Origin of the sequence: Streptacidiphilus cavernicola, assembly GCF_042510955.1 — a bacterium.
Taxonomy (GTDB): domain Bacteria; phylum Actinomycetota; class Actinomycetes; order Streptomycetales; family Streptomycetaceae; genus Streptacidiphilus; species Streptacidiphilus cavernicola.
Genome location: NZ_JBHFAB010000014.1, coordinates 80,466 through 104,632, shown reverse-complemented (window position 1 = coordinate 104,632; position 24,167 = coordinate 80,466). Strand labels below are relative to the sequence as shown.

Annotated in this window: 21 protein-coding genes and 1 tRNA gene; 10 read left to right on the top strand and 12 right to left on the bottom strand. The window is 71.5% G+C overall.

Going from position 1 to position 24,167, the window contains the following annotated elements:
- Positions 1-26: 26 nt before the first annotated feature.
- The 8 genes from ACEZDE_RS19965 to ACEZDE_RS19930 form a co-directional block, all read right to left on the bottom strand.
- Entirely contained in the window at positions 27-821 is a 795-nt protein-coding gene (locus tag ACEZDE_RS19965) for a substrate-binding periplasmic protein (RefSeq protein WP_380537680.1), read from the bottom strand.
- Positions 802-1,590 carry a thioesterase II family protein gene (locus ACEZDE_RS19960; protein ID WP_380537679.1) on the bottom strand — a complete coding sequence of 263 codons (789 nt, stop codon included), beginning with the start codon at positions 1,588-1,590 and terminating at the stop codon, positions 802-804. Before ACEZDE_RS19960 ends, ACEZDE_RS19965 begins: the two co-directional genes overlap by 20 nt.
- Positions 1,590-2,153, bottom strand: a complete 564-nt coding sequence (locus ACEZDE_RS19955) for a gamma carbonic anhydrase family protein (protein WP_380537678.1) — start codon at positions 2,151-2,153, stop codon at positions 1,590-1,592. Before ACEZDE_RS19955 ends, ACEZDE_RS19960 begins: the two co-directional genes overlap by 1 nt.
- Positions 2,150-3,304: a MupA/Atu3671 family FMN-dependent luciferase-like monooxygenase gene (locus ACEZDE_RS19950; RefSeq protein ID WP_380537677.1), complete on the bottom strand. Its 1,155-nt coding sequence runs from the start codon at positions 3,302-3,304 to the stop codon at positions 2,150-2,152. The genes ACEZDE_RS19955 and ACEZDE_RS19950 overlap by 4 nt, the downstream gene beginning before the upstream one ends.
- Positions 3,297-6,299, bottom strand: coding sequence for a beta-ketoacyl synthase N-terminal-like domain-containing protein (locus ACEZDE_RS19945; protein ID WP_380537676.1), 3,003 nt, complete (start codon positions 6,297-6,299; stop codon positions 3,297-3,299). The genes ACEZDE_RS19950 and ACEZDE_RS19945 overlap by 8 nt, the downstream gene beginning before the upstream one ends.
- On the bottom strand, positions 6,286-8,175 hold the full coding sequence (locus ACEZDE_RS19940) for a non-ribosomal peptide synthetase (RefSeq protein ID WP_380537675.1): 1,890 nt from the start codon (positions 8,173-8,175) through the stop codon (positions 6,286-6,288). The genes ACEZDE_RS19945 and ACEZDE_RS19940 overlap by 14 nt, the downstream gene beginning before the upstream one ends.
- Before the next feature lies 1 nt (position 8,176).
- Positions 8,177-8,728, bottom strand: coding sequence for a LysE family transporter (locus ACEZDE_RS19935; RefSeq protein ID WP_380537674.1), 552 nt, complete (start codon positions 8,726-8,728; stop codon positions 8,177-8,179).
- 325 nt (positions 8,729-9,053) lie between these two features.
- Entirely contained in the window at positions 9,054-9,989 is a 936-nt protein-coding gene (locus ACEZDE_RS19930) for an EamA family transporter (RefSeq protein WP_380537673.1), read from the bottom strand.
- A gap of 104 nt (positions 9,990-10,093) precedes the next feature.
- Here ACEZDE_RS19930 and ACEZDE_RS19925 point away from each other — a divergent pair, with 104 nt between their 5' ends.
- From ACEZDE_RS19925 to ACEZDE_RS19900, 6 genes are all read left to right on the top strand, one after another.
- Complete coding sequence (locus ACEZDE_RS19925; RefSeq protein ID WP_380537672.1) at positions 10,094-11,032, top strand: LysR family transcriptional regulator; 939 nt, start codon at positions 10,094-10,096, stop codon at positions 11,030-11,032.
- Positions 11,033-11,388: 356 nt separating this feature from the next.
- Positions 11,389-12,912, top strand: coding sequence for a PqqD family protein (locus ACEZDE_RS19920; RefSeq protein ID WP_380537671.1), 1,524 nt, complete (start codon positions 11,389-11,391; stop codon positions 12,910-12,912).
- A 14-nt stretch (positions 12,913-12,926) separates the two neighbouring features.
- The gene (locus tag ACEZDE_RS19915; RefSeq protein WP_380537670.1) at positions 12,927-14,195 is read left to right on the top strand and encodes an ATP-grasp domain-containing protein; all 1,269 of its coding nucleotides are present in this window, start codon (positions 12,927-12,929) and stop codon (positions 14,193-14,195) included.
- A 6-nt stretch (positions 14,196-14,201) separates the two neighbouring features.
- On the top strand, positions 14,202-14,984 hold the full coding sequence (locus ACEZDE_RS19910; RefSeq protein WP_380537669.1) for a hypothetical protein: 783 nt from the start codon (positions 14,202-14,204) through the stop codon (positions 14,982-14,984).
- Positions 14,971-15,780 carry a 2OG-Fe(II)-dependent halogenase WelO5 family protein gene (locus ACEZDE_RS19905; protein WP_380537668.1) on the top strand — a complete coding sequence of 270 codons (810 nt, stop codon included), beginning with the start codon at positions 14,971-14,973 and terminating at the stop codon, positions 15,778-15,780. The genes ACEZDE_RS19910 and ACEZDE_RS19905 overlap by 14 nt, the downstream gene beginning before the upstream one ends.
- A gap of 11 nt (positions 15,781-15,791) precedes the next feature.
- On the top strand, positions 15,792-16,298 hold the full coding sequence (locus ACEZDE_RS19900; protein ID WP_380537667.1) for a YbaK/EbsC family protein: 507 nt from the start codon (positions 15,792-15,794) through the stop codon (positions 16,296-16,298).
- 80 nt (positions 16,299-16,378) lie between these two features.
- Here the strand turns inward: ACEZDE_RS19900 and ACEZDE_RS19895 are convergent.
- Positions 16,379-16,464, bottom strand: a tRNA-Leu gene (locus ACEZDE_RS19895).
- A 217-nt stretch (positions 16,465-16,681) separates the two neighbouring features.
- Between ACEZDE_RS19895 and ACEZDE_RS19890 the strand changes: the two genes are divergently transcribed.
- From ACEZDE_RS19890 to ACEZDE_RS19880, 3 genes are all read left to right on the top strand, one after another.
- Positions 16,682-18,034 carry a M20/M25/M40 family metallo-hydrolase gene (locus ACEZDE_RS19890; RefSeq protein ID WP_380537666.1) on the top strand — a complete coding sequence of 451 codons (1,353 nt, stop codon included), beginning with the start codon at positions 16,682-16,684 and terminating at the stop codon, positions 18,032-18,034.
- 303 nt (positions 18,035-18,337) lie between these two features.
- A complete protein-coding gene (locus ACEZDE_RS19885; RefSeq protein ID WP_380537665.1) occupies positions 18,338-18,577 on the top strand; it encodes a chaplin in 240 nt (79 codons plus the stop codon).
- Between the two features lie 283 nt (positions 18,578-18,860).
- Positions 18,861-19,598 (top strand): chaplin, encoded by a 738-nt coding sequence (locus tag ACEZDE_RS19880; RefSeq protein WP_380537664.1) that lies wholly within the window; start codon positions 18,861-18,863, stop codon positions 19,596-19,598.
- Positions 19,599-19,685: 87 nt separating this feature from the next.
- Here ACEZDE_RS19880 and ACEZDE_RS19875 read toward each other — a convergent pair whose 3' ends face one another.
- Positions 19,686-19,895, bottom strand: coding sequence for a DUF5703 family protein (locus ACEZDE_RS19875; RefSeq protein ID WP_380537755.1), 210 nt, complete (start codon positions 19,893-19,895; stop codon positions 19,686-19,688).
- A gap of 254 nt (positions 19,896-20,149) precedes the next feature.
- Here ACEZDE_RS19875 and ACEZDE_RS19870 point away from each other — a divergent pair, with 254 nt between their 5' ends.
- On the top strand, positions 20,150-20,770 hold the full coding sequence (locus ACEZDE_RS19870; RefSeq protein WP_380537663.1) for a hypothetical protein: 621 nt from the start codon (positions 20,150-20,152) through the stop codon (positions 20,768-20,770).
- A gap of 19 nt (positions 20,771-20,789) precedes the next feature.
- On the opposite strand, the gene ACEZDE_RS19865 is transcribed toward ACEZDE_RS19870, so the two are convergent.
- Positions 20,790-23,030 (bottom strand): helix-hairpin-helix domain-containing protein, encoded by a 2,241-nt coding sequence (locus ACEZDE_RS19865; RefSeq protein ID WP_380537662.1) that lies wholly within the window; start codon positions 23,028-23,030, stop codon positions 20,790-20,792.
- A 116-nt stretch (positions 23,031-23,146) separates the two neighbouring features.
- Positions 23,147-24,127, bottom strand: a complete 981-nt coding sequence (locus ACEZDE_RS19860; RefSeq protein ID WP_380537661.1) for an aldo/keto reductase — start codon at positions 24,125-24,127, stop codon at positions 23,147-23,149.
- Positions 24,128-24,167: the final 40 nt, after the last annotated feature.

Here is a 24,167-nt window from a genome sequence, read left to right as displayed (position 1 = left end):
CTCCCTGAATGCGTCCCGAACTGCTTTCACTCCGAAGAACTCCTCTGCGGTACGAATGCCTCGTCCGTCGGACTCATTTCAAGGCTGAATCCAAGGCCCGGTATTTCCTCGGAGAACCAGCGGGTGAGGATCTCGCGGTATTCAGGGGAGTCGAAGACCTCCCTGAGGGACGCGTCGACGGCGCGTGCGAACTCCTGGTCCCCGTGCCGCACCATGAATCCGTAGCACTCCGTGCCCAGGCGTACGTCCAGCAGTCCGAATTCCCCGGGCGAGCGCCGGCCGCCCAGGAGGGTCCGGAGAATTACCTCGTCCGCCACCATGGCATCGAGGTGCGGATCGGCCAGGAACGCGTCCCAGGCGGCACCGATGGACGGCGCGCCGGTGAAGGCGAACCCGAACCCGAGTCCCTCCTGGTGCTCCAGCGCGGCCTGGCTGGTCGAACCCTGGATGCCGACGACGCGGAGCACCCTCGACGGAGACGGTTCCGCTCCGGCCTTCACCACGATGCGGTGCGAGGTGCGGAAGATCGGCAGGCTGAAGCCGTGGCGGGTCAGCCGGTCCGGGGTGATCGTCGTCGAGCCGCACTCGATGTCGATGCGGCCCGCGAGGAGTTCCCCCTCCCTGGTGGAGGAGGTCACCTCCACGGCCTCCAGCGGCGGGGCCGGGTGCGCACCGCCGAGGACCCTGGCGAGCACCAGTCGCGCCAGATCGACGGAGTAGCCGACGGGCCGGAACTCCTCGGTCGGCGAGTAGGAGAACGGCGGGGTGTTGCGTTGCAGACCGACCCGGACAGGCGGGTGATCAGCTGAGCGGGTGACCATCGACGGCCGTCCTTTCTGCGGAGTCCCGCAGCGCGAGTTCCTTCACGAGCCGGACCAGGGGCGAGGGGTCGGCCAGCAGGTACATGTGTCCGCCGGGAACGGTGGACCGGGTGAAGCGCCTCGTCGTCAGCGACGCCCAGCCGGCCATGGCCGAGGGAGCCAGCAGCCGGTCCTGCTCAGCCGCCACGCAGTACAGGTCGACGGGCAGTGCGCGGACGGGGAGGGCGGGGAACTCGCGGGACATCCACGCCAGATCCGCGTCCAGGGTGTCCGCGTAGACCGTGCCGACCGCACCGGCCGCTGTTCCGCCGACCCCCTCGAACACGTCCATGGCACCCGCGCAGCCGTCCCCCGGGGCGAACAGCGCTCCGACCGCCGCGGGGTCGTACGGAGGCGGTGCCTGCGCGGACACCACGACCTGGACGCGGCGCCGGTAGACCGACCAGACCGCGTCGGCGACCGCCCACGCGAGGGTCGCGCCCATGCTGTGCCCGAGGAGGACGACGTCGTCGTACGGCATCGCACAGACACCGCGGGCGATGTCCAGGGCGAGATCGTCCAGGTGATCGGTGAGGGGTTCCGCTATCCGGTCCTCACGCCCCTTGAGCTGCACCAGGACCACATCCGTCACCGGTGCGAGCGCCTGCGCCCAGCCCCGGTACGCAGACATCCCCCCGCCGGCGTGGTGGAAGCAGACGACCACGCGCCGGTGTCCGTGGGAGTACCCCCGCAGCAGTCCCGGGCCGGTGGTCCGGAGGCGCGGCGCCATCAGCCGGCCGTCCGCGGGTGCGCCGGCTCCTGGCCCGGCACGGTCACCGGGCGCAGCCCGGCGCGGTACTGCGCGGCGAGCTCCCGGTACTCGGCAGCCGTCTCGTCCAGCACCGCCACATCGCTGTCGCTCAGCTTCATCAGGACGGAGGCGGGACTGCCCGCGATCAGGCTCCGGGGAGGGAGCAGCGGTCCGGCACTCAGCACCACCCCCGCCGAGACCCGCGAACTGGCCCCGACCGAGACGCCGTTGAGCAGGATCGCGCCGATGCCGACCACGGATCCGTCGCCGACCGTGCAGCCGTGCAGCAGGGCGCCGTGGGCGATCGTCACGTCGCGGCCGATGTCCAGCGGGTAGCCGGGGTCCGCGTGCAGCATGGAGTGGTCCTGGATGTTCGTCCCCCGGCCGATGCGCACGGCTCCCTTGTCCCCGCGGATCGTCACACCGGGCCAGAGGCTGACGCCCGCCTCGATCTCCACGGATCCGATGACCACCACGTCGTCGAACGCGTAGACGCTCGGATGGATCCGCGGCTGGACGCCCTGGAAGCTGTAGGCCCTCATCGGCCGGCCTCCTTCCGGAGGAGCGACGAGAGCCGGGCGAGGCTCTTCATGACGTCGTCCTTGGAGAGTCCGAAATCGACCAGGCAGGCGATCTCGTCCACGCCCATCGCGGCGAAGCCCTCCAGTACGGTCCGGGCCCGGTCCACGTCGCCGATGAGCGAACTCGTCGAGGCGTACCGCTGGAAGACCATCTCCAGGAACTCGTCGTGGTCGTCGCCGAGGTCCCGCAGTGTCTGCGACTTGTCCTGCGACTCGCCCTGCCCGGAGGTGGCGTGCTGGGAGACGAAGGAACTGAGGTACTGCGTCAGCACGGGCCGAACCCGGTCCACGGCCTCCTGGGTGTCGGTGCCGACGTAGGTGTGCAGCATCAGGGAGACCACGCCGAGCCCGGGGTCGAGCCCCACCCGCTCGCGGGCCTCACGGTAGACGGTGATCCTCTTCCCGAGTTCCGCCGGACTGAAGTTGATCAGTGCCGACAGGACGTTCAGACCGTTCTCGCCGGCGAACCGCCAGGCGTCCGTGCTCTTCGACGAGGTCAGCCAGACGGGCAGTTCCGGTTGCACGGGCCGGGGGAAGGTGAGGATGTCGTGGACCTCTCCCAGCGCGTCGGTCCGCTTGACCGGGGCCCCGCGCCACAGGTCCTGCAACTGCTCCCGTGAGCGGTTGAGCACCCGCGCCCGCTCCTGGTAGCCGTCCGGGTTCAGGACGAAGTCCCGTACGTGCCAGCCGGGTGCCAACGCGAGGTCGACCCGGCCGCCCGACAGGTTGTCGACGAGCGCCCACTCCTCCGCCACCCGCAGTACGTCGTGGAGGGGGAGGTTCACGCTTCCCGAGCGGATGCGCACGTTCTCGGTGACCATCGCCAGCGCCGAGCCCAGTACGGCCGGGTTGGGGTAGGCGCCACCGACCTCGGTGAAGTGCCGTTCAGGGGTCCAGATCGCGGTGAACCCGGCGCCGTCGACGAAGCGCGAGACGTCCAGGAGCAGGTCGTAGGGGTCGTCGTCCCCGGTCAGGCCGGAGAAGAAGATGACGCCCAGGTCGGGTATCGGGGCGGACGGCCGGTGTGCGTCCGGCTCGGCCGCGGCACCGGACTGGAGCTGCGCCTTCAGTCGTGCCAGCCGACCGGCGTCCAGGAACGTGCTGTCAGGCATTCACCGGCTCCTCTAGCAGCATGGACCGCATCACCCTGGTGGTCGCGGAGATGGAGCTGTTCTCGTAGAAATCCCGTACGGAGAGGTCCAGTTCGAAGGTCTCCCGCAGCTTGTTGATCAGCTGGATCGCCATCAGCGAGTTCCCGCCGAGCTCGAAGAAGCCGAGGTCGTCGTCGGCCTCCGACTCGCCGAGGAAGCTGGCGAAGATCTGGCCGACGATCAGCCGGATCTCCTCCGTCGCCGCGTCGGGACCGTGCTGGTCCGCCGCCGCCGACGGGGTCTCCGCGGCCGGCGCCTCCGGCTCAGGCCCCGGGGCCGGGACGGCGCTCGGCGCCACCGCCTCCGGACGGCCCGCCGGCTCGTCGACCCAGTGGAGCCGCTTCTCGAAGGGGTAGGTCGGCAGCGGCACCATCCGTCCCGCCGCGGTGAAGGCCTCGATGTCCACGGCGGGGTCGGACGCCCATCCGAGGGCCACCGCGTCCGCGAACGACTCGTCCTCGTGCTCGGGTTCGCCGAGGGTCTGGGCGAGCGCGAGTGCGTGCGCCGGGTCCGCCGCCGATCCGGCGTTGGCGCGGATCAGATTGCTCATCGACCGTCCGGAGCCGATCTCGACGAACCGTCGGGCGCCGAGCTTGAGCAGGGTGTCCACCGACCCGGCGAAGTCGACGCTCCGGACCAGGTGGTCCGCCCAGTAGTGCGGGTTCCGGGCCTCGTACCCGGTGAGGAGCCGCCCGGTGATGTTGGACACCAGCGGGATCCGGGGTGCTCGGAGGTCGATCTGCTTCAGGAACCCGAGGAACTCGTCCGCGGCGTCCTGCATCAGCGGCGAGTGGAAGGCGTGCGAGGTCGCGAGCCGCTGGTGGTGGACGCCTGCCTCCACCGCCCTCGCGACGGCCCGCTCGATGCCCCCGCGGGTTCCGGACAGGACGAACTGCCGAGGGGAGTTGGTTGCCGCGACCACCAGGGCGTCGGCGTCGATCAGTTCGGCGAACGGATCGAGCCGCCCGACCGAGAGCATCGCCCCGGGGGCGCAGCGCGCCATGGCCCGCGCCCGCGCCGCCACCAGTTCCGCCGCCGTCCGGAGGTCGAACACGTCGGCCACGGTCGCGGCGACGACCTCTCCGAGGCTGTGCCCGAAGAGGTACCGGGGCCTGACGCCGGCGTCGATCAGTGTCGTCGCCAGGGCGTACTCGACGGCGAACAGGAGCGGTTGCGCCACTGCGGTGTCCGTGACGTCGGCCGGTCCTTCGGGGCGCAGGAAGCTCCCCAGGTCGGCGTCGGTGTGCCGGTTCACCGCGGTGACCGCCTCGTCGAGCCGTCGGGCGAAGGCCGGGTTGTTCGCGGCGAGCACGGAGCCCATGGCCTGGCGCTGGGTCCCCTGCCCGGCGAAGACGAACGTGACCTCGTTCGGGTCCGTCTCGGACCCGACGTGGTACTGCTCGGCCTTCAGCCGCGCGACCGCTTCGGTGCGGTCCACCACGGCCAGCGACGCGCGGTAGGGGTGGAGGGTCCTGCCCGCGCTCAGGGTGTGCGCGTACTCGGCCGGCCGGCCGTCGGCGTCCGCCGCGAGGCGCCCGGCCAGTCGGGCCGCCTGCCGCCGCAGCGCGGCTTCGGACCGCGCCGAGAAGGTGAGGATGCTCGGACCGCTGACGGGGCCGGCGGGCGGACCGGGGACCGTCGGCACCCGGTCGAAGCTCCTGAGCACGACGTGGCCGTTGGTCCCGCCCATGCCGAAGGCGCTCACCGCGGCCCAGGCGGGGCCGTCCCCGTCGAGGTGCCGCCCCTGCGTGGTCACGAAGTAGCGGGAGCCGTCCAGTTCGAGCGCGGGACTGACCTCGCGCACGTTCACCGTCGGCGGCACGTACCTGTGCTTGAGCACCAGCGCCGCCTTGATCAGGCCCAGGATCCCGGCGGCGATGTTCAGGTGCCCGAAGTTGCCCTTGAGCGAGCCGATTCCGCATGCCTCGCCGTCGAGGCCGTACGCCTGCTTGATCGCCTCGATCTCGATGGGGTCGCCCAGCGCCGTGCCGGTGCCGTGCGCCTCGATGTAGGTGACGTCCGTCTGCTTGGCCCCCGAGAGCGCCAGTGCGTCGCTCAGCACACGGACCTGGCCGGACACGCTGGGAGCGGTGAAACTCGCCTTCCGGGCCCCGTCGTTGTTGACCGCGGATCCGGCGATCACCGCGTGGATGTCGTCGCCGTCGGCCACCGCGTCGCGCAGCCGCTTCAGCAGGACCAGGCCGAGGCCGTTGGTGAAGAGCGTGCCGTTGGCCTGCGCGTCGAACGGCCGGCAGACGCCGTCCGGTGAGAGCACGCCGCCGACCTGGTACCGGTAGCCGGCGTCCTGGGGGAGGCGCACGTACACGGCGCCCGCGATCGCCGCGTCGCACTCGTCCAGCAGCAGGCTCTGGACGGCGGAGTGGACCGCGACCAGGCCGGTCGAGCACGCGGTCTGCACGTTCACGCTGGGGCCGCGCAGGTTCAGCTTGTACGAGATCCGGGTGGACAGGAAGTCCTTGTCGTTGCCGTGGCGCACGACCGTCTCGCCGAGCGCCTCGACCAGGTCCGGACGGTTCAGCACCCGGAAGAGGTAGGTGCTCATCCCCGACCCCGCGAAGACCCCGATCCGGTGCTCGGTGCGGCGTGGATCGATGTTGGCCCGCTCCAGCAGGGAGACGGACTTCTCCAGCATGAGGCGCTGCTGGACGTCGAGTACGTCCGCCTCACGCGAGGAGTACCCGAAGTAGCCGGAGTCGAAGTCCGAGACGCCGTCCAGCACTCCGGCCCGTCTGACGTAGTCCGGCCGGGAGCTCTGGCTGTCCGGCACTCCGGCCGCCGCCAGGTCCGCGTCCGTCAGGTCCGTGATGACGCTTTCGGCGTCGGTCAGTCTCTTCCAGAACTCGTCGACGTCCTCCGCTTGGGGGAGCCGGCATTCCATCGCCACGATGGCGATCAGGTCGTCGTCCAGGTCGTCGTCACCGCTATGCGTGTTCATCCATGTCCGATCGAGTGCTGGGGCGCTTGGCGGCTTGCTGGAGGGAGCGGGAGCGTCTGGCCGACAGCACCCGGCGCCGCGCGGCGGCGCCGGTGGTGGCCGCCGCGGTGGTCGGCGCAGTGCCGCCGGGCTCCCGCGTCACGGCTTCGAGGAAGGCCCGCTGCGCGTTGAAGGAGGCGTGTTCGAAAAGTCGGACCAGCGGAAAGCGGAGGCCGAACTCGTCCTGGATCCGGGCGTGCAGGGCCACGATCGTCAGGGAGGTCCCTCCCAGGCTGAAGAAGGTGGACTCGCGGTCGGCCAGGCGCGTGGCGTCCTGGCCGGCCACGGACAGCCAGAGGCGTTCCAGCCGGCCGGCCACCGGCTGGTCCCCCTGCCGTGGCTCCCGCGCGGCACTGTCGGCGCGTCGGGCCCGGTTCTGGACGTGCTCCCGGGCGGCCTCGGTGAGCGTCCTGCGGTCGAGCTTCCCGTTGGGGAGCTTCGGCAGGTCGGAGCGGAACAGGAACACCGACGGGACCATGACGCTCAGCAGGCGCCCGCCGAGGTACCCGCGGAGGTCCGGCTCAGCCGTGGCGTCGCCCTCCACGATCGCGACGATGACCTTGGAGAAGCGGTCCTCCTGGGCGCACACGAAGACATCGCGGACGCTCGGGTGCGACTGGACCGCCGAGCGCACCTCCTGCAGCTCGATCCGGACACCCGCGATCTTGATCTGCTCGTCCGCCCGGCCGAGGACCTCCAGTTCCCCCTGGCGGGTCCGACGGCCGAGGTCGCCCGTGGGATAGGCGACGACGCGCGCCCCGCCGACCTGGATCTCCACGAAGGGCGAGACGATCCGGCCGTCGACCAGGTAGCCGTGCGAGGGATGGTCCGCCGCGATGAAGATCTGGCCGACCGCGTCGTCCGGGCACGGCTGCTTGTCGTCGTCCAGGACGTAGCTCCTGGAGTGCGGGAGGTTCCGACCCACCGGCTGGATGCCGGAGGCGGTGTTCCGCGGCACCCGGTAGAAGTGCTGGGCAAGTGTCGTCTCGGTCGGACCGTAGAGGTTCACCACCTGGCAGCGCGGAAAGAGGTCCCGCCAGCTGCTCACGAGCGCGCCGTCCAGGGGCTCGCCGGCGAAGAAGGCATGGCGGACGGACGGCACCGGCTCGATGCCCGCGGCTCCGGCCGTCCACAGCTTGGCCAGCGAGGGCACCAGGTGCAGGGCGGTGACCTGCTGGGACCGCAGGAATTCCACCACGCCGGCGGCGTCGAGGTGCAGGTCACCCGGAACGCACAGGGCGGCACCCGATACCAGCGGTGTCAGCGCGTCCCGGAACCACACGTCGAACGACAGGTTGGTGAGGTGGGCGAAGCGGTCGTCCGGTCCGACGGAGAACTCCTCGGACTGCCACTGCAGGAACAGGGAGAGGCCGGTGTGGCTGCCGATGATGGCCTTGGGGCTCCCCGTCGATCCGGAGGTGAACGCGACGTAGGCGTGGTCCTCGTCGTCGGTGGCCGGGTGGGCCCGCGGTCCGGACAGCACGGAGATCCGCTGCTGGTCCGAGCAGGAGACGGTCGCCCTGACCGCGCCGGACTCCACCATGGCCTTGCGCCGCAGCTCCGGCAGGGACTCGTCGATGAGCATGACGATCGCGCCTGCCATCCACACGGCGAAGACGGCCATGACCACCGCCGCGCTGCGCCGGCCGACGACGCCGACGACGTCGCCTCTGCCGATGCCCTGTTCCTCCAGTTCACCCGCCGTGCGCCGGGCGCGTGCCAGGAGGTCGGAGTAGGTGATCGATTCGGAGGGCGAGATGATCGCGGTCGAGAGGGCGTTCCTCTCGCACGCCCGCCGCAGCAGGGTGCCGACCGCCGGAACAGCCGTTCTCTCCATGCTACTTGTGGACCTGCTGGAAGGTCGCCAGCACGACCGCGGCGACCATGAACAGTGTGCCGAAGACCTTGTTCAGGGTCTTGACCTGGTTCTCGGTCTTCAGGCGGACCGCGACTCGGGATGCGAGCGCGGTGTATCCCGCCATCACCACGAGGTCGGTGAAGGCCATGGTCAGGGAGATGGCCAGGTACTGGGGTGCGAGCGCCGTCCCCGAGGTGATGAACTGGGGGATCACCGCCAGCATGAAGACGTAGATCTTGGGGTTGATCAGGTTCAGCGAGACGCCCTTGCTGATGATCTCGAAGACGCCGATGCGCGGCCGTTCCTGCTGGCCGATGGTGATGGGCGACGCCTTGGACAGCCACTGGGAGACGCCGAGGTAGAACAGGTAGGCAACGCCGGCCCATTTGAGCACGTTGAAGGCGATCGGTGACGCCTGGATCACCACGCCGAGCCCGACGACAATGACCAGGAAGACGGCCCACAGCCCGAGCACCAGGCCGACCACTCCCAGATAGCCGCGGCGGAAACCATAACTCAGGCCGTTGGACATGGAGAAGACCGAACCTGCGCCCGGCGACAGGGAGAATATCCAGGAGGCGGCGAAGCAGGTTATCCATACATCGATGGGCATGGCTTTGATCCCTCATCCGAGAAAGGTCGTGTGAGATCTCCGAAGGTCCCCCGGTGATCGGGCCACAGCCTATACAGACGATGCCGTCGATTCGAAAGGTGTTTCACCATGTGGATCCGGCGCCAGTTCTTCCGGATTTAGTCACGGATTCAACTTGACGGGGTTCCAAATATGTATTTCCCGCTTAATATCGTGCGCATGTCAATTACATAAAAGCGCAAAAGGCATGCGTGGTCGCGGCGGCTCAGGACGTGCTGTCCGCCGTCTCGGCCGGGGCCGCGGAGTCGGAGGCCTGTTCCGGCGCACGCCGGAGCGGCACCGTCCCGCCCGAGGGCCACAGGCTGCTGACCGCGATCCCCGCGATGACCAGGAGAGCGGCTAAACCGGTGCTCGGCGTCATCCGCTCGCCCTGGGCCGCCCAGGCGGTGGCCATGCCGAAGATCGGGATGGCCAGGGCGTACGGGGCCACCGCTCCGGTGCCGTACGCCCGGATCAGGTAGCCCCAGGCCGCGTAGCCGAACAGGGTCGCGGCCCAGGCCACGTAGACCGTCGAGGCGATTCCGGTGAACGTGATGCCGCGCAGCGCGTCGAGGTCCTGGTGAACGCCCTCGAAGGTGCCGGACAGGAGCAGCAGGGGGATCGGCGGTACCGCGCTCACCCACACCATGAAGCGGAACATGTCCGGTGGGCCGGCCTTGCGGGTGGCCACGTTCGCCAGGCCCCAGCACACGCCCGCCGCGATGATCAGCAGGAACGCCTTCAGCGGCACCGAACCGCTGCTGGACGCCCCCACCATGACGATCCCGCAGGCCGCGATCCCCAGTCCCACCAGCTGGGCCCGCCGCGGCCGTTCGCGCAGGAGCACCGCGGCGAAGGCGACCGTGAGGACCGCCTGCACCTGGAGGACCAGCGAGGACAGACCGGCCGGCATGCCCGCCTTCATGCCGATGAACAGCAGGCTGAACTTCATCACGCCCAGGACCAGTCCCACGGTCAGCACCCACCGCCAGGCCACCCGGGGGCGGCCCACCAGGAAGACGGCGGGCAGCGCCGCCAGCAGAAAGCGCAAGGCGGAGAAGAGCAGCGGCGGGAAGTCCTTCAGGCCGACGTCGATGACGACGAAGTTGGCCCCCCAGATCGCGGCGACCACCAGAGCCAGGGCGGCATGGAGAGGCTTCATGCGGGACGTCCGTCCGGGGTGCGGTTCACAGGGAGTCATGAGATCAGCCCGGTTCCCCGCACCACCAGCGAAATCTGCTTCAACCCCCCCTTTAGCATGGCTACATGCTGAACCTCAGCCGCCTTCAAGCGCTCCAGGCCGTCGCGACCCACGGCTCCATCACCGGTGCGTCGGCCGCCCTGGGGTACACGCCCTCCGCGGTGTCCCAGCAGATCGCCAAACTGGAGCGGGAGACCCGCACCGAGCTGCTGGAACGGCAGGGTGGGCGGATCTTCCTCACCCCGGCGGCGCATGTGCTGGTCGGGGCCGCCCGGGACGTGCTGTTCACGCTGGAGCAGGCGGAGGCACGACTGGAGGAGCAGCGGGCCACCCCCGCCGGCCGCCTGCTGATGGCGGGTTTCCCCACGGCCTGCCACGGACTGCTGCCCGCCGTCCTGGCGGCGCTGGCCGAGCACCGGGAGCTGGACAGCCGACTGGTGGAGGCGGACCCGCACCACGTCCTGGAGCTGGTCGTAGCAGGCGAGGCGGACTTGGGCGTCGTCCACGACTGGCACAACACGCCCCTGGTGCTGCCGGCGTCGCTGAGCCGGGCCCGGATCGGGGTGGACGTCGCCGACGTGCTGCTTCCCGCGGGCCACCGGCTGTCGGCACTCGTCGTGCTGTCCCCGGCGGACCTGGCCGACGAGCGCTGGATCAGCCAGCAGCCCGGTTCGATGTGCCACGACTGGCTCCAGCGCACCTTCGCCGAGGAGGGCGTCGAGCCGCGGATCGGCTACTCGGTGGGGGAGTACCAGTCCCAGATGGCGCTGCTCGCCGCCGGACTCGGCGTGGCACTGGTCCCCAGGCTGGGACGGGGCCTGGTGCCCGAGGGCGTCCAGGTGGCCGCGCTGCACCCCCGGCCGTGGCGGCGGATCTGGGCGGTGTGGCGCACCCCCATGTCCGATCGCCCGGCGGTACGCGCGGCGCTCGCCGCCCTCACGGACCAGTGGGCGGCGCAGGGTTCGGCCGAGCCGTCCGGCGGAACGGGCCGGCTCGTTTCCTGAAGAAAGCAGCTCCGGAACCGGCGAGTGGCCTGCGACAACCCCGTACAGGGAGCAGCCCGTTCCGGCCGCAGCCGATAGCTCATCATTTCGTATACTGAGACCGCCCCTTGATGCCCGTAGGTCGATGCATGACAGTGATGGCGAAATCAGGGGGGAAGCAGCCGGCGCATTCGCGCCCATTAATTGCGAGACGCCGTTCCGTATTTGGCAGCCGCATATTTCATCTCACATTCCGGGTCCATCCGGCAGTCTTCTGTCAGTGAACCGGTGGCGTCGTCATGCCCGTTTCTGGGAATTCCAGGGGCTTTGCCGCGCAATCCGACTGACTCTCCAAAGCCGAAAGGAGCGTCTGCCGAATGGCAGCCGACACGTCCACCTTCCGCTCTCTCGACACCTCCCGGGGCGCCGTGCTGGAGCGGCTCCGCCCAGTGCTCCGCAAGCCGCACCTGGCGGACGTCAGCCGCTGTGCGGTGCGTCTGCAGGAGGCCCTGCCGGACCGCGAGAACCTCGACCGCAACATCGTCATGGTCGCCTACGGCGGCGGCAAGGACAGCTCGTACACGGTTGCGTTCGTCCGCAGCGTGCAACTGGTCCTGCACCGGATCTACGGCTCCACCTTCCGGTTGCGGGTCGCCACCAACCGGCACGCCGGCATGCCGCGCGCGACGATGGAGAACATCGACCGCGCCTACCGGGCGCTGGGCCTGCACGAGGACCCCGACTGCGAACTGCTGCTGATAGACGGCACGCAGGTCCGGCCCTTCGACGTGGACCTCCCGCAGAGCCCCGACGTCGTGGAGCGCAACCGCGTCGACATCCTGATGACCGGTCACCGCACCTCCGGCGACGCCCGCCCGACCTTCTGCAACGCCTGCAACCTCAGCATGGTCAACTCCTTCGGCCTGGCCGCCGGGTACGGCGAGGGCGTCGATCTGATCATCACCGGTGACTCCCAGCGCGAGCAGCGCGACTACTACCTCTGGGTCACCCGGCTGGCCCGCCGGTTCGGCCTCCGGCCCCCGGCCGCCGAGCGCACCGGCTTCAAGGGCTTCCTGGGCTCCCTGAACCGGATCTCGCAGGCGTACTTCACCGACATCCACGGCGCCGACGCCCCCGAGACCGTGGCCGAACACGCCGTCACCACCGACGTCCGCCCCGGACTGCAGTTCTTCTCCATCTACGACGACACCGCCTACGCCTCGGGGGACCACTGGGAGCTGCTGACCGGCACCCTCGGCTTCTCCTTCGACGACATCGCCTTCAGCTTCACCGAGTCGGACTGCGGCAACCCCGCGCTCATGGCACACCTGCGGGCGCTGAAGACCGAGCGGTGCTTCGGCCGGACCTACGCCGAGGGACTGGAGGAGTACGTCGACTTCGCCGTCTCGCTGATGCACCAGAAGGAGTTCCCCCCGGTCCTGGTCGACATCATGCGCAAGCGGTACGCGGGCGAGGACGCCTCCGAGCGCATGCGGACCGCCATGGACGCCTACGCGCTGGAGGCCTACGGGCTGACCGAGGAGCAGCTGGTCGCCGTCGTCCACGCCCCGTTCACCGAGAAGGGCGCGGGCCTGGACCGCTACCTGCTGCGTGAGCAGGCCGACCTGGTCGACCGGGTCCAGGAGATCCACGCGCTGCTCTCCGGAGAGGACGCCGACGACGCCGGCCGCGACCTGACCGCCCGGCTGGAGCGCGCCAGCGGCCTGTCCCTGAAGCAGTTGCGCACCCTGTACGGCAGCTCGCTGCGGCCCGCGTCGGTGACACCCGCCCCCGGCGAGCTCATCGACGCGATCCTGGAGGGCGATCCGCACAAGAAGGTCATCCTCACCCGGCACGAGGCGGCCGGAGAGCTGGTCTCCGAACTGCTGTCGGGCCGGTGAGTCAGGTGAGCCAGGTGAGCGGACCGTTGGCCGGAGCCTTCGTCCAACTCGGCGCCACCCGGGACGGCCTGGACCCCTACCTGTCCTGCGCCCGTCGGCGCGGGCTGCCCGCGGTGCTGGTGGAGACTCCGGCCTACCTGCGGTGGCGCCGGGCCCTGGGCCGCCAGCCGTTCGACCTGGAGGTCCCGGTCGAACAGCCGCAGGACGCCGCCCGGGTGCGGGCGGCACTGGCCGCCGCCCGGGTGCGGCCCAGCCTGCTGCTCACCGGGTTCGAGCGCTACGCCCAGGCCGGATTCGAGCTGGCCCGCAGCCTGGAAGCCGCTCCATGGCCGCAGTGCGGAGCGGAGTTCCGCCCGCTGGACAAGCAGCGGCAGCGCGAGGCCCTGGCCGCGTCCTGCGCCGGGCTGCCCCAGCCCCGCTTCGCCCTGGTGGCGGCCGGTCGACCGGTCGAGGACCTGGGCTACCCGCAGGTGCTCAAGCCGGTCGACGGCGGCGGCGGACTCGGCGTGCTCCTCGCCGACAGCCCTTCGGCGGCGGCCCGCGCCCTGGCCCGCATCGCCGCGCTGAGCAACTACGGGGGAGGCGCGTTCACGGCCGTCATGGCCGAAGAGTTCGTCAAGGGCCCCGAGGTCTCGCTGCAGGGCATCGCCTACCAGGGCGAGCCCGTGCTGCTGAGCGTCTGCGAGAAGATCACCGCTCTGGAAGAGGTCGCGGACGACCCCGACCTGCGGGGCTTCCGCGAGGTCGGACACGTGGCCCGACCGGGCACCACCGCCACCGCGGACCTGCGGGAGCTGGCGCGGCTCTGCCTGGCCGCCACGGGATACCGGCAGGGGCCCTTCCACGTGGACGCCATCCTCGGCGGAGCCGGCCCCGTCTTCGTAGAGATGGGCTTCCGGCTCTCCGGCGGAGGTCTGGTCTCCCTGGTCGAGCAGGCGACCGGCACGGACTGGGCGGCGGAGGTCTTCCGGGTCCATCTCGACGGCACCGCACCGAGGTTGGGCCAGTCCCGGCCCGGGAGCGGCGCAGCGGGCCAGGTCGCCGTGGTCTCGGCCGCGGAACTGGACGCCGCGGCGGCCCTGGCCGGTCCGGGCATCTCCGTACAGGTCCAGCCCAGTGCCGCACCGCCCACCGACGGCCTGTCCGCCGCCGACCTCGACGTGCTGGGTTCCGACCTGATGCGGCACACCGGCAGCATCGGCCGGGTCGTCCTGGTCGGCGGCCGGCCCGACGAGATCCACCGCCGTCTCGAGTCGCTCGTGCTGACCCGGAAGGCAGGCTGACCGCCCGTGTGCCGTCTGATCCTCGCCCACGGCGCCTTCTCCGTGCCCGCCGTCCTGGACGCCGCCGTCGCCATGAGCACTGGCCGAACCGCCGACCACGACGGCCCGACGCAGGTCCATCCGAACGGATGGGGCGCGGTCTGGAGCGCCGCCGACGCCCCGCACGGGTTCGGCGTCCACCGGGACGTCCGCCCGCTGGCCGAGAGCCTGGACGACTCACCGCTACCGGGCATCACCACCGGCTTCCTCGCCGTGCACGCCAGGCACGCCACCCTGGCCAGGAACAGCGGTCTGACGTGCACTCACCCGCTGGAACGGCCCGGTCCGGCGCCCTGGTGGTTCATGCACAACGGCTTCCTGCCCACCGTCCACCGCAATCTGGGCCTGCCCGCCTCGCGGTTCGACTCCCGGGAGTACTTCGACTGGGTGGTCCCCCACGGGGCCGACCGGCTCGACGAGACGCAGACCCTGGAGCGCCTGGCCGCCATCGAACCCGGCGGTAGCTCCGGGAACGCCATCGTGGTCAACCCCCGCGCCGCCTACGTCATCCACTGGAGCCCTCCGGACGTCGCAGCACCCCGCTACTTCGCGATGTCGCTGCTGCAGACCCCGGACTTCACCGTGGTCGCCTCGGAGGTCGTCCCGGAACTCGCCCCGGCCGGGAGCTGGACCCCGCTGAAGCCCGGCAGCGTCCTGGAGATCCCGCTGCCACCCGGCCACCGCCGGCAGAACCACCCACAGAGCCAGCCGCAGAACCGCCAAGGAGACGAGCACCATGCAGTCCTCTGACAGCTGGGACCGCGTCGTCATCGACGCCGGTGCCACCCGCCCGGACTTCCACCTGCTGCGCGACCTCGTGCACGGTGACGTCGCCGTCGTCGTGCTGCGCAACCTGCTGCCCGCACAGGTGTTCAGCGACAACCTCGCCCGTCTGGGGACGCTCTTCGACAGCGCCTCCACCACCGCGTACGCCAATGGCAGCCTCACTACCGTGGGCCCCTACCTCGCCAAGTACCTCGACCGGCTGGACGACTACTTCACCGCGGCCAAGGAGGCCGACGCCCGGCTGGGCGACGTCTCCTTCGACCTGGCCGAGCAGGTCCGCACGGCGCTGCGCGAAGGCTTCGGCCTCACCGCCCTCGAACCGGCCCGGGAACCGGACGGGAGGGAGTACGCGCCCTCGGTGGTGCGCATCCACGCCGACGGGGTACGCAACCCGCTCCACAACGACAACATCATGCGGGACGCGGCGGGCACCGGGATCGTCCTGGCCGAGCTGGCCCACCAGCTCAGCTGCGTGGTCTGCCTGCAGGAGTGCGACGAGGGCGGCGAACTGAAGATCTACCGCAAGTCCTGGGAGCCGGAGGACGAGCAGCACAAGGTCCCCGGCCACCTCGGCTACCGGCAGGAGGCCGTCTCCGGCGCCGCCTGCCACGCGTTCAAGCCCAGGGCGGGCGACGTCTACCTGATCAACCCGACCCGCTTTCACGAGATCGAGCGGGTGTCCGGCTCGGACCGCCTGACCATGGGTTTCTTCCTCGGCTTCGCCAGCGACCGGCTCGACTCGGCGGTGGTGTGGGGATGAGCGGCGCCCCGGTGAGCGAGACGTCCGCGGCGGTCCGGCTCCAGACACAGCTCGACGAAGGCGGTGCCCGCTACCGGGTGATCGAGCACGCGCCCGAGGGCCGGACCGACGTGGTCAGCGAAATGCGCGGCCACCCCGTGGGGCAGGCGGCGAAGTGCATCGTCGTCCGCACCAAGGTCACCAAGAAGACCAGCCGGTACGTGCTGGCGGTGGTCCCCGGCGACCGGCGGGTGGACCTGGACCGGATCCGCGAGCTCTGCGAGGCGCGCAGCGCCTCCTTCGCCGACCCGGAGACGGCGGAACGGCTGACCCGGAGCGTCAGCGGGTCCATCGTTCCGTTCTCCTTCGATCCGGCGCTGGAACTGCTGGTCGACCCGGACCTGCTGGGCCACTCCGAGATCTACTTCAACGCGGCGACACTCGACCGCTCCCTGGCCCTGGACACCCAGGACTACCTACGGATCGCCCGCCCCACGCTGGAGCGCATCGCCGAACCGGTGGACGGGCCGCAGGGGTGACGCGACTCGTCGATGCTCTCGCACGAGCCGCCATCGCCCAGAAATGACGAAAGCCCCTGGTGGGGGGCTGTTCGTACTGCTGGTGTCCGAGGGGGGACTTGAACCCCCACGCCCCGAAGGGCACTAGCACCTCAAGCTAGCGCGTCTGCCATTCCGCCACCCGGACCGGGTGGTCATCGCGGCGTTGCCGTCGCGCTGACGTGGATAACCATAGCAAAGATCAGCCGTGGTTCCGAACGGGTTCCTGGTCGCGCGACCTGCGGTGATGCGGGGTGGGGGTTGGGGTTCCGGGCGGCAGGAGAGAGGATGGCCGGGATCATGCCGGTGCGTGCTCCGGGCGTGGAGCGGGGGCGGGCGGCGACGAGGACGAGAGGTGGCACAGCGTGAGCGAGACGAATCCGAGCCGGTCGGGCGGTCAGGTCGGTCAGGGCGGTCAGGTCACCGGCGAGAGCGAGGTCGCCGACCTGTGTCGGGAGCTCATCCGGATCGACACCAGCAACTACGGCGACGGGTCGGGGCCCGGTGAGCGCGCCGCCGCCGAGTACGTGGCGGGGAAGCTCGCCGAGTTCGGCCTGGAGCCGCAGATCTTCGAGTCGGCGAAGGGCCGGGCCAGCACCGTGGCCCGGATCGCGGGCGAGGACCCGTCCCGTCCGGCGCTGCTGATCCACGGGCACACCGACGTGGTCCCGGCGAACGCCGACGACTGGACCCACCACCCGTTCGCCGGGGAGATCGCCGACGGCTGCGTCTGGGGCCGCGGCGCGGTCGACATGAAGGACATGGACGCGATGACCCTCGCCGTGGTCCGCGACCGGCTGCGGACCGGGCGCAAGCCCCCGCGCGACATCGTGCTGGCCTTCCTCGCGGACGAGGAGGCCGGCGGTGTCTACGGGGCGCACCACCTGGTCGACAAGCACCCGGGCCTGTTCGAGGGCGTCACCGAGGCGATCGGCGAGGTCGGCGGCTTCTCCTTCACCGTCAACGAGAACCTGCGCCTCTACCTGGTGGAGACCGCGGAGAAGGGGATGCACTGGATGCGCCTCACCGTGGACGGCACCGCCGGGCACGGCTCGATGACCAACAACGACAACGCCATCACCGAGCTGTGCGAGGCGGTGGCCCGGCTCGGACGGCACAGGTTCCCGGTGCGGGTGACCAAGAGCGTCCGGCACTTCCTGGACGAGCTGTCCGACGCGCTCGGGATCGAGCTGGACCCGGAGGACATGGACTCGGTGCTGGAGCGGCTCGGCGGCATCGCCAAGCTGATCGGCGCGACGCTGCGGAACACCGCGCAGCCGACCATGCTCGGCGCCGGCTACAAGGTGAACGTGGTCCCCGGCCAGGCCACCGCGCACGTCGACGGGCGCTACCTGCCGGGCCTCAAGGACGAGTTCGAGGCCGAGCTGGACCGGGTCCTCGGCCCGCGGATCCGCCGCGAGACGGTGCACGCGGACCGGGCGGTGGAGACCGACTTCGACGGCGCGCTGGTCGAGGCGATGCAGCTGGCGCTGAAGGCGGAGGACCCGATCGCCAGAGCCGTCCCCTACTGCCTCTCCGGCGGGACGGACGCCAAGTCGTTCAGCGAGCTGGGCATCCGCTGCTTCGGCTTCGCGCCGCTGCGGCTGCCGCCGGAGCTGGACTTCGCCGGGATGTTCCACGGGGTGGACGAGCGGGTGCCGGTGGACGGTCTGGAGTTCGGGGTCCGGGTGCTGGACCGGTTCATCGACGCCTGCTGAGACCTGGTCCGGCCGGGCCGGACGAGCACGGCGCGGGGCGCCGGGCCGAGTACGGGGCAGGGCCCGCCGCTTCCTCCGGATGGGGGAGCGGCGGGCCTTTCGCATGTCCTGTGCCCGAACGGGTGGGACAGATGGGACGAGCGATTCACCAGAACGCCGAAATTCGATTCCAGGTCGCTCTGCTGTCCGAATCGATCACCGCTGCGAGTGAATGACTGAACCTACTAGTACCCCGTTTGCCGCAGTCTCGTTCACTCATATGCAGCCCGCCGAACGGGCTGCCACGTCGACCAGGAGGACATTATGCAGGTCAAGAAGATCGCCGCGGTTGCCGCGGTCACCGGTGGTCTGGTTCTCGCCGGCGCGGGTGCCGCGTCTGCTCACGGATCGTCCGCCGAGGGCGCTGCCTGGGGTTCCCCGGGGGTCCTCTCCGGCAACACCATCCAGGTGCCGATCCACATTCCGGTGAACGTCTGCGGCAACACCATCAGCGTGATCGGGCTGCTCAACCCGGCCTTCGGCAACAGCTGCCAGAACTTCTGAGCGTTTCCCGGATGAATCCGGGCCTCTAGTCAACGCAGTCCCGGGAGGGCGTTTTCCGCGCCCCCCGGGACCGCGTCGTTCGCCAGGAGTAGTCCCCATCGGTCTCGGGTCACTCGGACGAATGAAAGGCGTGGGACGCCATGAACCGCGACCGCGCGCTCTCGTTACGTGAGACGTCACGTGAGTGCAGGTCATAGGTGCTCGTACGGAAACACAGAGACAAGACGAACTGAGGGCAGGCAAGCCAATGCGACAAGCTGCCAGGCGCGGACTACTCACGGTCATGGCGACCGGGAGCGTCCTCGCATCCACCGCGGGTTACGCCTACGCGGACGCCGGAGCCGCGGGTGCGGCCGCCGACTCGCCGGGCGTCGGATCCGGCAACAACGTGCAGGTCCCGATCGACGTCCCGGTGAACGTCTGCGGCAACACGATCAACGTGGTCGGGCTGCTCAACCCGGCCTACGGCAACAACTGCGGCAACGGCGGCAGCGGCCACCAGGGCGGCAGCGGCGGCTCCGGCAGCGGCGGCTCCGGTCACGGGAGCGGCGGCCACCAGAGCGGCACCGGCGGCGGCTCCGACCGGAGCGGCAGCGCGGGCGGCGGGTCCGGCGCCGGGGCCCAGGGGGGCAGCCACGGCTCGCCCGGCGTGGGCTCGGGCAACACCGTGCAGACCCCGGTCACCCTGCCGGTGAACCTCTGCGGCGACTCGGTCAGCGTCATCGGCCTGGTCAACCCCGCCTTCGGCAACCAGTGCGCTTCGCACAGCGGTCCGGGCCACTCCACCCCGCCGAAGCACTGCGGCTGCTCCACCCCGCCGAGCGTCCACCACAACCCGCCCCCGCCGCCGGCCACCGTGCCGCCGAAGAAGGTGACCACCACGGAGGCGCCCCCGCCGCCGCAGACCGTGCTGGCCTCCACCGGCGCGGACGCCAACACCCTGCTGCTGGCCCCGGCCGGCGCGGTGATGGCGCTCGGCGGGCTGCTGCTCTACCGCCGCTCGCGGGTGGCCCGGCGCTGAGCCGTCCGCACGGCGCGGTGCCTACCGCGGACGAGGGCGGCGCGCACCGGACGGTTCCGGTGCGCGCCGCCCTCGTCCGCGAGGACCTCAGTCCATCAGCGGGGACCAGGTGCGGACCTGGCGGATGATCTTGCGTCGCAGCACCACCTTGCGCCGCCCGTCCGGGAACAGCCGCAGCCGGTCGAGCTCCCAGTGGCCGTACTCCGCCTCTTCGGTCAGCAGCCGCCGGGCCTCGTTGCGGGAGACGTCCCTGGCGAGCAGCAGCGAGCGGAACTCGTATTCGGGCTGTTGGACGATCTTCGGTGCGGCCAAGTCTCTTCCTCCTGCAGAACGCTCCCGGGTCAGCCTACGTCGCTCGGGCACGGGGCCGGTACGGGCTTTTTCCACCGCCCCCGTGCACGGGTGATGCCCAGTCCGAGGCCGGTTCATGGCGTCGGGACCACTCGATTACTCGTGCGGGCCCATGGAAAAGCGGTGCAGTTCGGCTTGAATCGGGCGCGCGCGGGCAACTTCAGTGCACTGCGGGCCCAACAGCGGATAGCGTCAGCACCATGCCTGATGTCGCGCAGCCCACCATCGCCGAGGTACGTAGCGCCGCCGAGGCGGTGAAGGCCGCCATCGACCGCCATCTGGCCGCTGTCGAGGCCCGTACCGGGGAGAACGACCCCGGCGTCGCCACCGCCTACGCGGCGCTGGCGGAGGCCGCCGACGCCTATGACGAGGTCCTCTACGACACCTACGACGAGGTCACCCCGTTCGAGGTGCCGCACGACAGCGATCTCTCCCAGTACGCCGACCCGGACGACCCGGAGGCGATCAGCGTGCTGATCCGCCGGGACTACCTGATCTCCGACCCGCTGCGGCTGCGGGCCGCCGCGCTGCGGATCGACGGCACCACGGCCGCCGACCCGGGCCCGGTCTCGGCCAGCGTGTCGAGCGCCCTCGGCGCGCTGTTCGGCGAGTACGAGCCGGACGAGATCGCCTCCCGGGCCGAGGAGTTCGGCCTGGAGGAGGGCGACTCCACGCTCTGGGTCACCGCGGCGGACCCGGCCGAGCCGGGGGACTGGCTGGCCGAGCCCTTCGACGAGGCCGACCCCGACCTGTTGATCTGCCGCTTCGACGTCAGCGAGGTCTACGACGACGAGCTGGAGTCGCTCGACCCCGAGCACTGACCCCCTCGCGGGGCGAGCCCTAGTCGTCCAGCTCGGCGGCCTGCTCGGCCAGGATGCCGCGCAGCCGGGTGGTCCTGGCCTGGGCCGGGACCGACGCCACCGCCTGGGCCAGGGCGGGCCCGACCGCGTGGACCACGGAGAGGTGCTGCTCGGCCCGGCTGAACGCGGTGTAGACCCACTGCCGGGTCAGCTCGCTCGCGGCGTCGGGCGCGAGCAGCACCACTACGCCGGGCCAGCGCCGTCCGACCGCCTGGTGCGCGGTCAGCGCCCACCCGTGCCGGACCGAGCCGACCTGCTCCCGGCCCACCCGGACCTCCTCGCCCTCGCACTCCAGCAGCAGCCCCTGCGGGCCGCCCGCCCGCACCGTGCCGGGACGGGCGGTGCCCGGTGCGGGGGAGTGGACCACGAGGTCGCCCGGGTCGAAGCCGCCGAAGGCACCGGGGCCGGGGTTGAAGCGCTGCTTGAGCGCCGCGTTCAGGGCACGGGTCCCGGCGGGGCCGCCGTGACCCGGCGTCAGCACCCTTACCTGCTCGGCCGGGATGCCGAGGGCGCGCGGGATGGAGTCGCCCACCAGCTGCAGCGCGCGGTGCACCGCCTCGGTGCCGTCCTTGGCCGTGACGATCACGACCTCCTTGTCCGGCGCCTCGACCGGCAGCAGCTCGCCGACGCCGACACCGGACGCCAGCTCGCCGATCGGCCCGAAGTCGGGCGTGCGGGAGACCACGACCGGGAAGGTCTTGGCAGCCAGCAGGTCGGCGAAGACCCGGCCGGGACCGGCCGACCACAGTTCGGCGGGGTCGCCACTGAGGACCAGGCGGCAGCCGTCGGCGACCGACTCGACCAGGGTGGCGGCGGACTCCACGTCCAGCGCGGGGGCGTCGCAGACGACCAGCAGGTCCAGGTCCAGGGTGCCGTCGGGGGAGCGGCCGGGGCCCTCGGCGTCGGAGAGCAGCCCGGTCAGCGTCACCGCGTGCTCGTCGGCGAGACGGTTCCGGCCGTCGGCGGTCGCGGCGGCGATCCAGGCCCGCAGCCCGAGCGCGCGGGCGGCGCGGACCAGCGCGACCGGCTCGGCGCGGGCGGCGGTGCCGCCGGTGTGCAGGACCAGCCCGGCTTCGGCGACGGCACGGAGGAGCGCGGCGGCGGAGGGGGAGGGCGCGGCGGTGGCCGCGGCGGACCAGTCGAGGGGGGCGGGGTCGGTCTCCTCGGCGGTGCCGCTCTCGTCGGGGTTGTCGGTCGGGGAAGGGGTGGGGTCGCCCTCGAAGGTGGAGTGCAGGCGGGCCAGGCCGTCGGCGAGGCTGTCCTCGGCCAGCGCCAGCCGGTCCAGGGCGAGCAGGACCCGGGTCGGGGGGTTGTCGTCCTCGTCCTCGTCCGCCTGGGCGTTGGCGGTGGGGCGGTGGCCGCCGGGCTCCGGCACCTCTTCCTGGAACGGCATCACCGAGCCGTCGCCGCCCTCGCCGAGGATCGCCGCCAGGGCGGTGCCCGCGTCGGGCACACCCTGCTTCTCCAGGCCGGTGTTGACGTCGGTCAGTTCCACGGCGGTGTGCCCGCGCAGGGCCGCGCGTTCCAGCAGCCAGACCGTGAGGGCCTGCGCCCGGCGCGGGTCGTCCGGCCCGCAGGCACCGCCGAGCAGCCCGCGCGCGAAGCCGTCCGCGTGCTCGGGACGGACGCCGGGGACGCCGAGGACGGCCCAGGGGTTCTCCCGCAGCAGCGTGGCGGCGCTTTCGCCGAGGGCGGCCACGGTCGCGGTCACCAACTCCGCGGGGGCGCCACCGGCGGCGAGCACCTCGGCAACGGCCCGCAGCGTGGACGCCTGCGGCGCGGGGGCCTGCGGCGCAGCGGGGTGAGCTGCGGCGGGGGTGCGGGTTGGGTCCGTTCCGACCGTGCTTCGGGGGGTGTTGCCGGCAGCGCTCCGGGGGTCGTCGCTGCCGCCGGGGCCGGTGGGCGCGTTGGCGTGGGTGGGTCCGCCTCCGGCGGAGGGGTCCTGGCCGGACCGGGTCCGGCCACCGTCGGCCCCGACCCCGGCACCTGCACCGGCCGGCGGCGTGCCTACCGCGCGGATCGCTTCCGCGAGTTGCTCCGTCGACGGCCGGACGGCGTCGGTGCCCTCCGTACCGCCCGCGGCGTCGGTGACCTCCGCGCCCTCGGCGTCGTCCACACCGTCCGTGTCGTCCTCGGCGGCCGGGCGTGGCTTCGGGGGGACCGGGGGCAGGATGCCCGTCCCTCCGTCGATCGCCCGCATCGCCTTGGCCAGTTGCTCCATGGACGGCCGCGCCGCAGGTGCCCCGCCCCCGCCCGTCTCGGGCCCCGCCTCGGGCCCCGCCCCGGACCCCGCCCCCGCGTCCGTGGGGGTCGTCGGTGTCGTCGTCGGCTCGACGCTCACAGCGCGCTCCAGTCGTGGTCGGGATAGAAGTGGATCGGCGCGGAGATCTCGTCCAGCGCTCGGCAGATCTCCTCGGGGAGCGTAAGCGACTCCACTGACAGCGCCGCCGCGAGCTGCGCCGCGTTCCGGGCGCCGACGATCGGGGCGACCACGCCGGGCCGGTCCCGCACCCAGGCCAGGGCGACCTGCAGCGGAGTCGCGCCGAGCCCGTCCGCCGCGGTGGCGACCGCGTCGACGATCCGCCGGCCCCGCTGGTCCAGGTAGGGCTGGACGAACGCGGCGAGGTACGGGGACGCGCCGCGCGACTCCGCCGGAGTCCCGTGCCGGTACTTGCCGGTCAGCACGCCGCGTCCCAGCGGGGAGGCCGCGAGCAGCCCCATGTCGCTGTCCACCGCGGCCGGCAGGACCTCGCGCTCTATTCCCCGCTGCAGCAGCGAGTACTCCATCTGGGTGCTGGCCAGGGGCATCCGACCGGGCACCGCGCGCTGCCAGGTGGCGGCCTTCGCCAGCTGCCAGCCGCAGAAGTTGGACACCCCGACGTAGCGGGCCCGGCCGGAGGAGACGGCCAGGTCCAGCGCGTGCAGGGTCTCGTCGGTGGGCGTGCCGGGGTCGAACGCGTGCACCTGCCACAGGTCCACGTAGTCCGTCCCCAGCCGCCGCAGCGAGGCGTCCAGCGCCGAGAGCAGGTGCCCGCGCGAGCCGTCGAAGCGGCGGTCCGCGTCCGGGACGCTGCCCGCCTTGGTGGCGATCACCAGGTCGGCCCGGGGCACGAACTCCTCGATCAGGCGCGAGAGCAGGTACTCCGCGCCCCCGTCCGCGTAGACGTCGGCGGTGTCGACCAGGTTGCCGCCGGCCTCGACGAAGGTCTTGAGCTGTTCGGCCGCGTCGAGTTCGTCCATGTCCTGGCCCCAGGTCATGGTGCCGAGACCGAGCCGGGAGACGCGCAGCCCGGTCCGACCCAGATGTCGCAGTTCCATGACCGGTGAGCGTAGTGGCCGAGGGGTCGGATGCGACGCA